This window comes from Shinella kummerowiae (genome assembly GCF_009827055.1).
Classification (GTDB): Bacteria; Pseudomonadota; Alphaproteobacteria; order Rhizobiales; family Rhizobiaceae; genus Shinella; species Shinella kummerowiae.
Genome location: NZ_WUMK01000003.1, coordinates 94,596 through 109,537 on the forward strand (window position 1 = coordinate 94,596; position 14,942 = coordinate 109,537).

Sequence of the window (14,942 nt, forward strand, 5' to 3'; positions counted from 1 at the left end):
TCCGCCAGCAGCGCGCTTCAATCAAGCAGATATTTCTGTTATCAATTTCAGAAGAATTGAAGTGGGCGCCTATGATCAAGCTGGAAGCATTGCGGGTCTTCGTCACCGTGGCGGAGAGCGGGAACATCAAGGACGCGGCCGATGCCGTCGGCCGCACGGCCTCGGCCGTGTCAATGACGCTCAAGCAGTTGGAAGATGAGATCGGCGGGCCGCTGTTCCAGACCGACCGCAAGAACAGCCTGACGGCGCTCGGCAACCTGATGCTCGACCTCGGCCGCGAGCAGATCCGCAGTTTCGACAAGTCCGTCAGCATCATGCGCGCCTTCGCGCACAGCCGCATCGGCAGCCTGTCCATCGCCTCCGTGCCCTCGGTGGCGACGAATGTGCTACCGCCAATCCTGCAACGCTTTCTCGAAACCCGCCCACAGGTGCAGGTTGAACTGTTCGATATCGACAGCGCGCAGGTGCGGCGCATGGTGGAAAGCGGCGTGGCCGATATCGGCATCGCCGGCGAGAGCCGCGCCGGCGGCGGGGTGGAGTTCACGCCGCTCTTCAGCGACCGGTTCAAGCTCTTGTGCAAGGACAACCACGATCTTTGCCGTCTGGATCGGCCCGTTGCGTGGAGCGACCTCAACGCGGCAACGCTGATCCGCAACGGCGCGTCCGACAGGATCGAGGCGGAAGACTACAGGCAGCTTTCGGCACGCTCGCTGATCACCGTCTACAACGTCACCTCGCTCGTCGCGATGGTGAAGGCGGGTCTCGGCCTCACCATCCTGCCCTCGCTGACCATGCACGGCGCCCACGAGGGTGTTGCGGCGCTTGACCTTGCCGACGCGTCGGCGAGCCGTCAGGTGGGGCTGGTCGAGCGGCGCGACGTGCCGCCCTCCCCGGTCGCCGCCGCTTTCCGCGCCTTCGCCCTGAAAGAAATCCCCGCGCTGGTCGCCGGGCAGCTCGGCAGTTAAATCAGCACCACGTCGCTACATATGTCTGTACCCCGGGACGCCGGCAGGCGGGTTGAGTTTGGCGTACGACACCCGACGGTGTGAAAACTCGAAACGGGCACTTCGGAGTGCCACGGCAAGCGCCGGTTCAAAGGCTCTGTGGCGCCATGAACTGGTAGTAGGCCCAGACGAGCGCGACCACGACGACAACGGCGATCCAGATCAGACCCTTTTTCGGGCCTGGCGCCTCAGGTTTGTTTCCCTTGTCCGGCTGCGGCTTTCGGCGTTCGAATTTCAGAACATTGTTGTCGTTCAAGGCGCCCCTCCGTCGCACTGCAAGTCACCGGAATGACTTACGCGATTTGGCTCGCAGGGCAAGGGCCGAGCGCATGGATCGGCTGTCATCAGCCGGTTTTTGCCAGCGCGGCGACCCGCGCGAAATGGCTTCGGCCAAGATGGCCGGTGCCGTCGCGGATATCGGCGGCGATCGCCACCTTCAGGGCTTCAGCGTCCCGCTGAACGATGGCGATGAGCGCCTCGGCGTGACGATCCACCTGGTAGGTTTGCGAGAGGGTCTCGCCGGCGCGACGCATGAAGGGCCCGAGGCGCAGCCAGAGGGATTCGATGAGCGGCAGCATGACGGTGCCCGGCCGTGCCTCATAGAGGCAGCGATGAAAGTCGAAATTCGCCTCCACCAGCCGGCCGAAATTGCCGATGGCCAGCGCCTGGTCGGCCTGCTGGTCGAAAGCCCGCATGCGGGCCATCCGCCTGTCGTCGATGAAGGGCATGGCGCGTTCGGCGGCGCGGGTTTCGAGTGCCACGCGCGCCTCAAGCACCTCCTCGAAACTCTGCGGGTCGAGATCCGGCACGCGGACGCGGCGATTGTCCAGCAGTTCCAGCGCCCCTTCCGAAACCAGCCGGTGCAAGGCCTCGCGCACCGGCATCGCGCTGACGCCAAGCGCCTCGGCCAGGCCGTTGATTGTCACCGGATCGCCCGGCTCGAACTGCCCCGTCATGATACCCCGCCGCAACACGCGGTAGACCCATTGTTTGACGGATTCGGACGCTTCACGATTGGCTGCCACGAACATGCTGTACCCTCCCTCTGCAGGCCCGGCCTTTGCCGTCCTCACGCCTCAGGGCTGAATTCCACGAGCTTTGCACGCAAAACTGATATTGTCGCAAAGCTTAAAATGGCCCTTTACAGATTTGATCAAATTATGGTTTGTTGTGATCATAAGCAAGACAAGCCTATCACATAAGAGCCGTGATCAGCGGCCGGACAGAGGACAGCCGGCGGATCGGGCAGGAGAAGCTCGAGCGTCGGTCGACAAACGGGGAACCGATGACTGACACCCGAACGACCGCGGCCCATGGCGGAGCTATAGGCTTGCATGGCATCAAGAAATGGTTCGGCACCTTCCAGGCCGTCGATGATGTGACACTGGAAATCCGCTCGAACGAATTCTTCACCCTTCTTGGCCCTTCCGGCTGTGGCAAGACCACGCTTCTGCGCATGATCGCCGGTTTCGAGCTGCCCACCGAAGGGCAGGTTCTGCTCGACGGGACAGATATTTCCCGCCTTCTGCCGAACCAGCGCCCCGTCAATACGGTCTTCCAGAATTACGCCCTCTTCCCGCATCTGACAGTCGCCGAAAACATCGGCTTCGGTCTCAAGATGCTCGGCAAGCCGAAGTCGGAGATCGACTCCGTCGTGAAGGACATGCTGAAGCTCGTGCATCTCGAAGGGCGCGGCAACAATCCCGTTACGCAGCTTTCCGGCGGCCAGCAGCAGCGTGTGGCGCTCGCCCGCGCCCTTGCGCCACGGCCGAAGGTGCTGCTTCTCGACGAGCCGCTGTCGGCGCTCGACCTGAAGCTGCGCAAGTCCATGCAAATGGAACTGAAGCGCCTGCAGCTGGAAACCGGCATCACCTTCGTCTTCGTCACCCATGACCAGGAAGAAGCGCTGACCATGTCCGACCGTATCGCCGTCATGTCGACCGGCACGGTCCGCCAGGTGGGCTCGCCCTGGGATATCTACGACCGCCCGGCCGAGCGCTTCGTCGCCGACTTCATCGGCGAGACGAATTTTCTGGAAGCCGACGTCGTCTCCGTTTCGGGCGACAGAGCCCGCGTTCGACTGTCCTCCGGTGCGGAAATTTCCGCAACCTACCCGGACGGCGTCACGCCGAAGGGCAAGGTCACCATCGTCGTCCGTCCCGAACATGCGCGTCTCGGCCCGCCCGGCTCCGGTGTGCTGGAAGGCGTACTCGACGACATCGTCTATCTCGGCACGGACAACCACTTCCACGTCAAGGTCGACGGCGGCGGCACCTTCATCGTGCGGCAGCAGAACGCCAAGAGCGGCCCCTGCGGCTTCTCCGAGCAGGAACGTGTGAGCATCGCCATCAACGACGATGTCGCCCAGATTCTGAGGGACTAGCCATGACGCTCAGCGCTCAGGACGCCACCGAACAGCGGCAAAAGAAACATGTTCGGGATCGCTGGCTGCTCAGCGCTCCTGCCCTTATTCTCATCATCGCGGCAAGCGTCGGCCCTCTCCTCATCGTGGTCCTCTATTCCTTTCTCGCACCTGGCAGTTATGGTGACGTGAAATGGGAGTTCTCGACGGAGGGCTGGTTCAACGTCCTGTTCACACGCGATATCTTCGACGACACCGTCTCGCTTGCGGATGCGCATTTCTCGATTTTCTGGCGCAGCATCAAGCTCGCCTTCGCCACGACGGTGTTCTGCCTGATCTTCGGTTTTCCGACGGCCTATTTCATCGCGACGCGCGCACCGCACAACCGCTCGCTCTGGCTGTTCCTGATCACCATCCCCTTCTGGACGAACATGCTCATCCGCACCTTCGCCATCCAGGAAGTGATCCGCTCGGAAGGCATCATCAACACGCTGCTCATGAAGATCGGCATCATCTCCGCGCCGATCCAGATGATGTTCACCGACTTCGCCATCATGCTCGGCATGACCTATGTCTTCCTGCCATTGATGGTCCTGCCGCTCTATGCGAGCCTGGAAAAGCTGGATTTCCGCCTGATCGAGGCGGGCTATGATCTCTACGCCTCGCGTTTCGGCGTGCTGTGGCGCATCATCATTCCGCTGGTCAAACCCGGCATCATCGCCGGCTCCATCCTCGTCTTCGTGCCGGCCCTGTCGTCCTACGTGGTGCCCCGCGTTCTCGGCGGCGGCAAGAACCTGATGGTCGGCAACCTGATCGAACTGCAGTTCGGCCAGGGGCGGAACTGGCCGCTCGGCGCGGCGCTGTCCGTAACGCTTGTGATCATCGTCCTCTTCGCCATGCTCTATTATGTCCGCAATGCATCGAAGTCGGGAGGCAGCGCCCATGGCTAAAACCTTCTCGATCAAGCGCCAGCCGGGCTTCGCGACGATTGCGATGTTCTGCTTTTTCCTGCTCTATCTGCCGATCGCGACGCTGGTCGTCTATTCCTTCAATTCCGGCTCGTCGATCGCGATCTGGGAGGGCTTTTCGCTGCGGTGGTTCCAGAGCGCCTGGAACAACCAGCAGGTCATCGAGGCGTCGGTTCGCTCGCTGCAAATCGCAGCGGTCGCCGCCGTCATCGCCACGGCCTGCGCAACATTGGCGGCCATCGCCACCACGCGTACGGCGCCCTATCGCGGCCTCACCATCAAGTACTCCATCATCAACATGCCACTTCTGGTGCCGGAAATCGTGACGGCGGTGGCGCTGCTGATCCTGTTTTCACGGGTCAAGGTATGGACCGGCTATTCCGGCCTCGGCTACCTCATTGTCGCCCACGCGGCCTTCTGTATTCCCTTCGCCTATATGCCGATCCGGGCGCGTCTCGAGAGCATGGACCTTTCGCTGGAGCGCGCCGCCTCTGACCTCTATGCGTCGTCGTTCCAGACCTTCCGCTATGTCACGCTGCCGTTGCTCTGGCCGGGCATTCTCGCCGGGCTTATGCTGGCCTTCGTGATCTCGCTCGACGACGTCGTCATCACCGAGTTCGTCAAATCCGGTGGTCAGGACACGCTGCCGACCTACATGCTGGGGCAATTGCGCCGCGTCGTAACCCCGGAGATGAACGCCATCTCGACGGTCTTCCTTGTAATATCGCTGGCGATCGTCACCCTCTTCTTCTTCCTGAGCCGTACGCCTCAGAAGGACAACGAATAGAAAAAGGAGAACAGCCGATGAAACTGAAACTGGGATTTTTTGCACTCGCGGCCGGCATGATGGCCTCCACCGCCATCGCGCATGCCGAAGGTGAGCTCAACATCTTCAACTGGGGCAATTACACCAGCCCCGAAATGATCAAGAAGTTCGAAGAGGCCTTCAAGGTCAAGGTGACGGTCACCGACTACGACTCGAACGACACCGCGCTCGCCAAGATCCGCCAGGGTGGCCACGGTTTCGACATCGTCGTGCCGTCCGCCAGCGTCGTGCCGATCTGGATTTCGGAAGGCCTTCTGCTCGAGTCGCGTCCCGACGAGATGGAGAACTTCAAGAACGTCGATCCGCAGTGGGTTGACGTGCCCTTCGACAAGGGGCGCCACTACACGGTTCCGTGGCTGTGGGGCACGACGGGCGTGACGGTCAACACGTCGGTCTATTCCGGCGATATCAACACCTCCGCCATCTTCCTCGATCCGCCGGCCGAACTCGTCGGCAAGGTCAACGTCGTTCCGGAAATGTCCGACGTCATGCACATGGTCGTGACCTATGCGGGCGGCGAACCCTGCACGGGCGACCTGACGGTGCTGAAGAAGGCACGCGACATCCTCACGGCCGCCAAGCCGAAGTGGATTTCGATGGACTACGGCAACATCGAGAAATACTCGAAGGGCGACCTTTCGGCCGGCGTGAACTGGAACGGTGCATCGTTCCGCGCCCGCCTGCAGAACAAGGATGTCCATTACGGTTATCCGAAGGAAGGCTATCCGATCTGGATGGACAACGCCGCCATCCTGAAGGACGCCAAGAACGTCGACAACGCCAAGCTCTTCCTGAACTTCATCATGGATCCGGAAAACGCGGCCATGATCTCCAGCTTTGCGCGCTATGCGAACGGCATCAAGGGCTCCGAAGCGTTCATGCCCGCAGACATGAAGGATGCGTCGGAAATCGCCATTCCCGAAGAGCTGAAGGCCGCCGGCAAGTTCAACCTCGCCTGCCCTCCGGAAGTGCAGGAACTCTACACCAAGCTCTGGACCGAGTTGCAGAAGTAAGCGGTCCGGCCGCATAATCGAGGACTTCCGTACGCGGGAAGGTGATTTTGCCTTCCCGCGCTTCGGTTGGATGTTTCATGATCAAGACGTTTAAAGACAAGCACGGCTTCGCCCGCGCCGATGTGACGCTCGCCAATTGGCGCACCGCCCCCTACAGCCGCTGGACCTTTCAGAACGTTCGCGACTTCGTGCCGACCGCGGTGATCGCCGCCGAGGGCCCGACCACCGAACAGCCGCTTGCCAGCGACGCGTTCCTTGATGCGACGATGGAAACCGGACTGGCCGGTGCGGTGACCGCCCGCGCCTTCCTCGAATTCGCCCATACGGACGCGTTCGTGCTGATGCGCAAGGGCGAGATCGTTGCGGAATATTATGCGCCGCATGCGGACCCCAACGCGCCGCATCTCGTCTTCTCCATTTCGAAGTCGTTGACGGCGGTCGTCTCCGGTATTCTCGAGGCACAGGGGCTTCTCGATCCCGACCGGCCGGTGACGGATTACCTGCCGGAAGCCGCGGGCAGCGTCTATGGCGACTGCAGCTATCGCGACGTGCTCGACATGCGCGTCAGCCTCGATTTCGAGGAGGCCTATCTCGATCCCTATGGCGCCTTCGCGCGCTACCGCCGTTCGATGCTCTGGAACCCGCCGATGGTCGGGGCCGAGCCGGAAACACTGGCCTCCTTCCTGCTCACCCTTCAGAAGGCCGAGCGCCCGCATGGCGGCCCGTTCTACTATGCCTCGCCGAATGCCGATCTGCTCGGCGTCATCATCGAGCGCGTCACGGGCGCCCGCTTCGCCGACCTTGCCTCGGACCTGCTGTGGAAGCCGATGGACGCAAAAGGCAACGCCGATATTACGGTGGATTCGATCGGCACGCCGCGCACCGCCGGCGGCGCCTCCATGACCGCCCGCGACCTAGCCCGCCTCGGCGAACTGCTGCGCAATGACGGCGCCCGGAATGGCCAGCAGATCGTGCCGGTCGCATGGATCCGCGACATGCAGGAGAACGGCGACAGACAGGCCTGGCAACAAGGCCGCAATGTCGACCTGCCGAACGGACGCTATCGCAGCCAATGGTATCAATCCGGCGAAGCGGACGGCGCCTTCGCCGCAATCGGCATTCACGGCCAGTGGCTCTATGTCGACCCCAGCACCGAGACGGTCATCGTCAAACTCTCCTCCCAGCCGGAACCGCTGGGCGACGAGGAGAACCAGGACAATTTCACCTTCTTCCGGGCGCTCTGCCGCCGGGCAGTCTGAAAAAACCGAGGAAACAGACCATGCAGACCGAAGCGAGCTTTATCATCCGCAACGCGCGGGTGCTGACGATGGACGAGGCGAACCCGCGCGCGAGCGCCGTCGCCGTTTCCGGCAACCGCATCCTGGCGGTCGGTTCAGAAGCGCAGATCGATGCCTTTTCCGGCCCTGATACCCATGTCATCGATGCCAAGGGCGCAACGGTCCTTCCGGGTTTCAACGAAGCCCATATGCACATTTTCGGCGGCTCCGCCGAACTGCGCGAACTCTCGCTCTACGGCATGAAAGGCTTCGATGCACTGGACAGCGCATTGAAGGCTTATGCAGCCGAATACCCGGAGCGCCAACTGCTGATCGCACAGCACGCGGACTATACGATCCTCTCCGACGATGAACGCGTAACCCGTCACCATCTCGACCGCATCCTGCCGGATCGCGCCGTGCTGATCTTCGCGCCGGACCATCACACCGCCTGGGCCAACACGCTGGCGCTGAAGCTCGGTGGCATCCTCGAAGGGCGCGATGTCGGGGTTGGCAACGAGATCGTCATGGCCGACGACGGTCTTGCCAGTGGTGAATTGCGGGAAAGCAATGCCATCCGCCCGGTTTCCGCCCTCAGCGAAACAGGGGGGCGCGAAATGCTCGGCGTCGGCACGGGCGGCGATCCGGACCATGTGACGGCGGAACAGCGCGCCGGCGACATTGAGATCATCAAGGAAGGCCTCGCCTATGTCGCCTCCCTCGGCATCACCTCGCTGCAGAACATGGACGGCAGCCTCTATCAGCTCGAAATGCTGGACGAGATCGAGAAGACCGTCGGCCTGCCGGTACGCGTGCGCATGCCCTTCCACATGAAGAACTTCATGCCGCTCTCAGACATCGAGGCCAAGGCCGCGGCCTGGCGCGAGCGCTTCAATTCCGACCGCCTGCGCTCGGACTTTGTCAAGCTGTTCATGGACGGCGTGACGGAATCGGGCACGGCCGTCTTCGTCGACGACTATTGCCACCAGCCGGGCCTGAAGGGTGATCCGCTCTTCTCGCAGGAGCACTTCGACAATGTCGCCATCGCCGCCGACAAGCTTGGCCTGCCGGTGGCGGTGCACGCCATCGGCGACGGTGCGGTGCGCATGGTGCTGAACGGCTACGAGGCCGCCATCAAGGCGAATGGCAAACGCGACAGCCGCAACCGCATCGAGCATATCGAGGTGGTGCATCCCGACGACATCCCGCGCTTCAAGCAACTCGGCACTGTCGCCTCCATGCAGCCGACCCACCCGCCGGGCAGTGCCGGCCTGCCGCTCGAACCGTACCTCTCCTATATCGGTGAGGCGCGCTGGCCCTATGCCTTCGCCTGGCGCACGCTGGTCGATGCGGGCGCGGAGATCGTCTTTGCCACAGACTGGCCGGTCTCGCCGCTCGACCCGATGAACTGCATCCAGTGCGCCATGACGCGCGCCGTGTGGAAGGACGGCATGAAGGACGAACGCCTGTCCCTGCACGAGACGCTTGCGGCATACACCAAGAACGGCGCATGGGTGGAGTTCATGGAAGACCGCAAAGGTGTTCTGAAGCCCGGCTATCTCGCCGATATCGTCGTGCTCTCCGCCGACGTGGAGGCAACCGACTTCGCAAGCCTCGCCGAAGTGCGCCCCGTCACCACCATTTGCGACGGCCGCATCACCTATCAGGCCTGACCGTGAAAAGAAGCCCTATCGGCAGGGGCAAATCCATGCGATAGGCCGGGCGATCAATTGCCCGGCCTTTCCATGTACATCGCTGAAATCCTCGCCCTTTCCGCCGCCGTTTGCATTGCGATGAGCGGCATGCTGGTCAGCGAATTGCGGGGCCGCCTGCCGCTCCTCGATCTCGCGCGGCTGCAGATGTTTGCCGCCTTCCTGATGACGGGGGCCGTGTCGCTTGTCATCGGCGGTTGGCGCACGGTCGAGCTTTGGCAATTCGGCTATCTCGCCGCCTCCAGCCTCTTCGGCATCATCATCGCCAGCACCACCTATTTCGCGACGATCTACACGGCCGGCCCGCGCGCCACCGCTTTGCTCTTTTCCCTCACCTCACCCTTCGCGGTGCTGCTCGGCTATGTCTTCCTGGGCGAAACCCTGTCTGGCCAGCAGGGGATAGGCATCGCCTGTGTATTGCTCGGCATCCTGCTGGCGATCGGCGCTCGTTCGCCGTCGAAGGCCAAGACCGTCGAGCGCACGCCGTGGCTCGGAATAGCGCTCGGCGTCGTGACAGCCTTCGGGCAGGCACTGGGCAGCCTTGCCGCCCGCCCGGCCATGGCGAGCGGCGTCGAACCCTTCACGGCGATGGCCGTGCGCTCGGGTCTTGCGGCCCTGTTCTTCGTGCTGCTGGTGCTCGTTCCTCACCCGGTGCTGAAGCCTGCGTCGAAGATTACCAACCGGTCGCTGGGATTTGCCGCCGGCTCGGCTTTCTTCGGCGTCGGGCTTGGCATGTCCCTGCTCATGGCCGCACTCGCCCATGGCAATGTCGGGATCGTCTCGACGCTGTCATCCATGACGCCAGTCGTCATCCTGCCGATGATCTGGGCACGCACCGGCATCGTGCCGCCCGCGCCCGCCTGGATGGGAGCGGCGCTGGCGGTGATCGGCACGGGTTTGATCAGCCTCTAGAGCAATTCCCGCAAAAGTGCGCCGCGGTTTTGCGATTCGAAGAAAAGCGAAAATGCTCTAGCCCGGTCGGCCGAGATCGACGAGATAGGTGTTTTCCGCCCGCGACCTGGCATAGTCTTCCGGGCGAACCTCTGCAAACAGCAGTGTCTCGCCCTCCCCCGGGGCTTCGGCGAGCAGCTTCCCATCCGGCGCGGCGATGCGTGACAGACCGGCATAGGTGAAGTTGTCGTCAGCGCCGCAATGGTTGATATAGGCGACGAAGACCTGGTTCTCGAAGGCGCGAACCTGGATCATATGATTGGCGATGAAGGTGCCGGAAGACCCTTTCGGCAGCGCGGTGGGAACCACGACGAGGTCTGCGCCGGCAAGCGCGAGACGCCGCACGTTTTCGGGAAACTCCACATCGTAGCAGATCAACATGCCGAGACGGATACCGCCGAGTTCCACCATGACGGAGGCCGGCACACCGGGTTTGAAGGCATTGCGCTCATATTCACCGTAGAGATGCGATTTCCGGTAGACGGCATTGGTGCCGATGCCATCGGTGAAGAGCGCGCTGTTATAGGTCAGCGTGCCCTCCTGCTCGGCAAAGCCGGCAACGATGGCAATGCCGTGATCCCGCGCAATGGTGCTGAGGCGTGCTGCGACCTCACCGGTGGCCGGTGAGGCAAGCCGCTGGAACGTCGCCTCCCCTGCCCCATAACCGGTGACGGCGAGTTCCGGCACGATCAGCAGCTTTGCGCCTCCCGCCGCGGCATCCGCGGCAGCGGCCGCGATGCGCTCGATATTGGCTTCGCCGTCACCGGCAATGGCATGCATCTGGAGGGCGGCGATCCGCATGCTGGCTCCTGTGTGTTCTATGCGGTTTGCGAGTGCAAAGCCGCTTCCCTAGTCCTTTGACGACATTGCGCCGAGCAGCTTCGGCAGGTCACCGAAGCGTGCGACGAGGCCGAAGATGGTGGCGGCGATCGCGACGAACAGGATCGTGACGGAGGCCATCGTCGGCGTATAGCCGTAGCGCAACGCGTTGAAGATCTTGATCGGCAGTGTCTCCATCGTGAAGCCGATCGTCATGTACGCCACGATATACTCGTTGAGCGACAGCACGAAGGCGAAGGCATAACCGGAGACGAGGTAGGGCAGGATCAGCGGCAGGACAACCGTGCGGAAGATCGTGCGGTCATCGGCGCCCATGGTCGCGGCGGCTTCCACCAGCGAACGGTCGATGGAGGAGAAGCCGAGTGACAGCGTCACCAGCGGCAGCGTCACGAAGAAGATAGCATGGCTGATGACGGCAGTTGCAGGCTGGCCATAGAAGCCGGTTGTCGCCCAGAAGGTGAGCAGGCCGAGCGCCGTGATGACCGGCGGCAGCGTGAAGGGTGCGACGCCGAGCAATTGAAAGATGTTTGCCCACGGCGCATGGCGACGCCACAGGAACCACGCGAGCGGCAGCGCGATGAGAAGTGCCACGGCGGCTGAAAGGGCCGCGAGCGTGATCGACGCGAAGAGCGCGTTGCGCCACTCGACATTGGCGAAGATCTCACCGTACCAGCCGAGCGAGAATCCCTTCGGCGGGAAGGCGAGATCCTGCTTCTCGTTCACCGACACGCCGGCGACGACGATGATCGGCAGCGACAGAAAGAGGCCGATGAGACCGAAATAGGCCTTTTGCAGGAACCCGTTCATGCGGCTTCTCCCTTGCGGCCTGCAATGACCGTGAGTGCGACGAGACCGAGCGTGACGAGCACGAGAAACACGGCCATGGCGGCGGCGAACGGCATGTTCGACTGGTAGATCGCTTGGTCGGTGATGAGCACCGAAAGCGTCCAGTGCTGCGGGCGGCCGAGGATCTGCGGCAGCAGGTAGGAGCCGAGCGCGAAGATGAAGACCATGATCAGCGTGGCGACGATGGTGTTCCTGAGCGCCGGCACGACGACGGTGAAGAAGGATTTGATCGGCGAAGCGCCCAACGTGCGCGCGGCCTCCGTCAGCGTCGGATCGAGCCGCACGAGGGCGGGATAGAGCACGAGCACCGTGTAAGGCAGCGCCTGATAGGTCATGGCAGTGAGCACGGCGCCGAAGCTCGGGTTGAGCGCCACGGCCTCGTTCATGATGTCGAGCATGACAAGCAGGTTGGTGATGCCGGCGGTGCGCGAAAACAGTGTCGACCAGGCAAAGCCGATGATGACTTCCGACAGTGACAGGATCGACAGGAGTGCAACCAGCCAGAGCACCTGCGTCCTGCGCTTGGCGCGCGACAACAGATAGGTGAAGGGAACCGCGAGCACGACACAGCAGATGGCGACGGTGACGGCGAGAAACAGCGAGAAGCCGAGCACCTTGCCGAAGAACAGACTGAGGAACCGGGCGTAATTGTCGAAGACGAAGTCCGGCGTGTAGAAGCCGGATGGATCGCGCCGGAAGAAGGAGACCGCGATCATCGTCGCGAAGGGCACGACGAAGAAGACGATCAGCATGCCCGCGGGAAAGAACAGCGGGCCATAGTCGGTGAATTTCTGCGGGGCTTCGCGTCTCATGACTTCAGCACCACGCAGTCTGCGGGGTTGAGCTGGAGGCCGACCGACTGGCCGACGGTGACGTCCGGCCGGGCATTCGGCATGGAGACAGCGACGACCTGCTTTCCGCCGGCTTCCACGAAGGTCTCGATCGTGCCGCCGAGATCGCGCACGAAGGTGACGGTGCCGGTGATCGGGGCGTTGCCGGGTGCGGTGAGATGCACGTCCTCTGGGCGCACCGAGATGATGCCGGACTTCAACCCTGCGGGGATGGCGAGGCCGGGAACCGAGGCGCCGAGCACGTTGGCCCCACTACCGTCAGCATTGAAATCGATAAGGTTCGTCATGCCGATGAAGTCGGCAACGAAAGTGTCGGCCGGGCGGCGGTAGATTTCCACCGGTGCTGCGGCCTGTCGGATCTCGCCGCTGTTCATCACGACAACCGTATCGGCCATGGTCATGGCCTCGCGTTGGTCATGGGTGACGACGATGGTGGTGATACCGAGGCGCTGCTGGAGCTGGCGAAGCTCGACCTGCATGGCCTCGCGCAACTTCGCATCGAGCGCTGAAAGCGGTTCATCGAGCAGGAACAGTTTGGGCGAAATGGCAAGCGCGCGGGCAATCGCTACGCGCTGGCGCTGGCCGCCGGACAGTTTTGCCACGGGACGGTCGGCATAGCCCGTCAGATGGATCATCGCGAGAAGCTCGTCGACGCGCTTCTTCTGCTCTTCCTTGCCGACGCCGCGGATGCGCAGGGAATAGGCGATGTTCTCGCCGACCGTCAGGTGCGGGAAAAGCGCCAGCGACTGGAAGACCATGCCGAGGTCGCGCTTGTGGGTCGGAACATTGGTGATGTCCTTGCCATCAAGCTTGATCGCGCCGCTCGTCGGCAGGTCGAGGCCGGCGACCATGCGCATCAACGTGGTCTTGCCGCAGCCGGACGGGCCGAGAAGGCAGACGAACGTGCCATGCGGCACGGTCAGTTCGACATTCTTGACGGCCGTGAACTGGCCGAACTGCTTGACGATATTCTGGAGGGTCAATCCGGACATTTTAGCTCCGCTCGGCGCTTGTTGTGAGACCGGCCGGCTGAGGCAGCCGGCCGGTTGTCTTGAGGAATGGTCGGGATCAGCCCGCGATCATTTCCGTCCACTTCTGGTTCAGCCAGTCGGCCTTGGAGGTGTAGAGGTCGTAGCGCGGAATGATCGGATCGATATCGGAGGAAACCGCGGCGAACTCTTCGGCCGTCAGGTCGAGAAGATCACGCTTGACGGTCGGCGCGGTGCCGACCTTGCGCGACAGCAGCGCCTGGATTGCTGGCTGGCTCATATAGTTGATGAAGGTGTGAGCCTCCTCGACCTTTTGCGAGGCGCGCGACAGGGCCCAGCAACCGGAATCCATGATGCCGCCTTCCTTCGGGAAGGTCGAGCGGACCGGCTGGCCATCCTTGGCGGCAAGGCCCGTCACGTCGTGGTAGTACTGGCCCATCGGGATTTCGCCCGACTTCAGCGACTGCTCGAACTGCGCTTCGTCGCGGTACCAGAGACGCACGTTCGGCTTGACTTCAGCGAGCTTTTCAAAGGCCTTGAGCAGGCCCTCCTCGGTGTCGAGCGCATTGGTGCCGCCGAAATGGGTTTTGGCCGTCACTTCGAGCAGGAAGGAGTTGGAGACCAGCGCCAGCAGGCCAAGCTTGTCGGCGTTTGCCGGATCCCACAGCGCGGTCCAGGAGGTCGGCGCCTCCTTGAAGACATCCGTGTTGGTGACGAGCGTGATGTACCACGCGACGGCACCGATGCCGGCGACACGGCCGTCCGGGTACTTGTTGACGAAATGGTCGATCAGGTTCGATGCGTTCGGGATCTTGGCGGTGTCGAGCGGCGCCCAGAGCTCCGTCGACTGGCCCTTCAGCATGGCGACCTGCGACATCATCGAGACGTCGGCGGGCGCCAGACCAGCCTTGGCGGCCTGCTCGAGCTGGACGAGCCATGCCTCGCCGGTCGGCTCGGCGACCGATTCCACGGCGATACCGGTCTGCTTGGTGAACTCGGCGAAAATGTTCTTGTCGAAGGAATCTTTGAAGTAGCCGCCGTAGACGCCGACCTTCAGCGACTTGTCCTGCGCGCGCAGCACCGCCGGCATGGCAAGCAGCGAAGCGCCGGCAACGCCGGCGCCCAGCACCGCACGGCGGCTGACATTGGTCTTGAGGATGTCACGCATAGTCGTCTTTCTCCTGTTAGGCCGACCGTTGATCCGGCCGGAGCGTTCCCATTGTCGTATTCTATGCCAGGCGCTCCGCGCCACGGAAGGGCTGAAAGCAATCGGGTCTGGATTTTCGGGAAGATTTTTGCACGC

Annotated in this window: 15 protein-coding genes; 8 read left to right on the plus strand and 7 right to left on the minus strand. The window is 62.6% G+C overall.

The window, feature by feature from the left end; genetic code table 11:
* Positions 1-71 precede the first annotated feature (71 nt).
* Positions 72-965 carry a LysR family transcriptional regulator gene (locus GR138_RS08290; protein WP_160858273.1) on the plus strand — a complete coding sequence of 298 codons (894 nt, stop codon included), beginning with the start codon at positions 72-74 and terminating at the stop codon, positions 963-965.
* 127 nt (positions 966-1,092) lie between these two features.
* Here GR138_RS08290 and GR138_RS30210 read toward each other — a convergent pair whose 3' ends face one another.
* Together GR138_RS30210 and GR138_RS08295 are read right to left on the minus strand one after the other, a co-directional pair.
* Entirely contained in the window at positions 1,093-1,260 is a 168-nt protein-coding gene (locus GR138_RS30210; RefSeq protein ID WP_202402570.1) for a hypothetical protein, read from the minus strand.
* An 88-nt stretch (positions 1,261-1,348) separates the two neighbouring features.
* Entirely contained in the window at positions 1,349-2,035 is a 687-nt protein-coding gene (locus tag GR138_RS08295; protein ID WP_160858275.1) for a GntR family transcriptional regulator, read from the minus strand.
* A 254-nt stretch (positions 2,036-2,289) separates the two neighbouring features.
* Between GR138_RS08295 and GR138_RS08300 the strand changes: the two genes are divergently transcribed.
* The 7 genes from GR138_RS08300 (at position 2,290) to GR138_RS08330 (ending at position 10,074) form a co-directional block, all read left to right on the plus strand.
* Positions 2,290-3,387 carry an ABC transporter ATP-binding protein gene (locus GR138_RS08300; protein ID WP_160858277.1) on the plus strand — a complete coding sequence of 366 codons (1,098 nt, stop codon included), beginning with the start codon at positions 2,290-2,292 and terminating at the stop codon, positions 3,385-3,387.
* A 2-nt stretch (positions 3,388-3,389) separates the two neighbouring features.
* Positions 3,390-4,316, plus strand: coding sequence for an ABC transporter permease (locus GR138_RS08305; protein WP_160858279.1), 927 nt, complete (start codon positions 3,390-3,392; stop codon positions 4,314-4,316).
* Positions 4,309-5,121 carry an ABC transporter permease gene (locus tag GR138_RS08310; protein WP_160858281.1) on the plus strand — a complete coding sequence of 271 codons (813 nt, stop codon included), beginning with the start codon at positions 4,309-4,311 and terminating at the stop codon, positions 5,119-5,121. Before GR138_RS08305 ends, GR138_RS08310 begins: the two co-directional genes overlap by 8 nt.
* 17 nt (positions 5,122-5,138) lie before the next feature.
* Positions 5,139-6,173 carry an extracellular solute-binding protein gene (locus GR138_RS08315; RefSeq protein WP_160858283.1) on the plus strand — a complete coding sequence of 345 codons (1,035 nt, stop codon included), beginning with the start codon at positions 5,139-5,141 and terminating at the stop codon, positions 6,171-6,173.
* 77 nt (positions 6,174-6,250) lie between these two features.
* Positions 6,251-7,432 carry a serine hydrolase domain-containing protein gene (locus GR138_RS08320; protein WP_160858285.1) on the plus strand — a complete coding sequence of 394 codons (1,182 nt, stop codon included), beginning with the start codon at positions 6,251-6,253 and terminating at the stop codon, positions 7,430-7,432.
* A gap of 20 nt (positions 7,433-7,452) precedes the next feature.
* Positions 7,453-9,123: an amidohydrolase gene (locus GR138_RS08325; RefSeq protein WP_160858287.1), complete on the plus strand. Its 1,671-nt coding sequence runs from the start codon at positions 7,453-7,455 to the stop codon at positions 9,121-9,123.
* A gap of 72 nt (positions 9,124-9,195) precedes the next feature.
* Entirely contained in the window at positions 9,196-10,074 is an 879-nt protein-coding gene (locus GR138_RS08330; RefSeq protein WP_160858289.1) for a DMT family transporter, read from the plus strand.
* Positions 10,075-10,131: 57 nt separating this feature from the next.
* On the opposite strand, the gene GR138_RS08335 is transcribed toward GR138_RS08330, so the two are convergent.
* The 5 genes from GR138_RS08335 to GR138_RS08355 form a co-directional block, all read right to left on the minus strand.
* Positions 10,132-10,914, minus strand: a complete 783-nt coding sequence (locus GR138_RS08335; RefSeq protein ID WP_160858291.1) for a carbon-nitrogen hydrolase family protein — start codon at positions 10,912-10,914, stop codon at positions 10,132-10,134.
* Positions 10,915-10,962: 48 nt separating this feature from the next.
* Positions 10,963-11,760: an ABC transporter permease gene (locus GR138_RS08340; RefSeq protein ID WP_160858293.1), complete on the minus strand. Its 798-nt coding sequence runs from the start codon at positions 11,758-11,760 to the stop codon at positions 10,963-10,965.
* The gene (locus GR138_RS08345) at positions 11,757-12,611 is read right to left on the minus strand and encodes an ABC transporter permease (RefSeq protein WP_160858295.1); all 855 of its coding nucleotides are present in this window, start codon (positions 12,609-12,611) and stop codon (positions 11,757-11,759) included. The genes GR138_RS08340 and GR138_RS08345 overlap by 4 nt, the downstream gene beginning before the upstream one ends.
* A complete protein-coding gene (locus tag GR138_RS08350) occupies positions 12,608-13,642 on the minus strand; it encodes an ABC transporter ATP-binding protein (RefSeq protein ID WP_160858297.1) in 1,035 nt (344 codons plus the stop codon). The genes GR138_RS08345 and GR138_RS08350 overlap by 4 nt, the downstream gene beginning before the upstream one ends.
* Positions 13,643-13,718: 76 nt before the next feature.
* Positions 13,719-14,807: an ABC transporter substrate-binding protein gene (locus GR138_RS08355; RefSeq protein ID WP_160858299.1), complete on the minus strand. Its 1,089-nt coding sequence runs from the start codon at positions 14,805-14,807 to the stop codon at positions 13,719-13,721.
* Positions 14,808-14,942 lie beyond the last annotated feature (135 nt).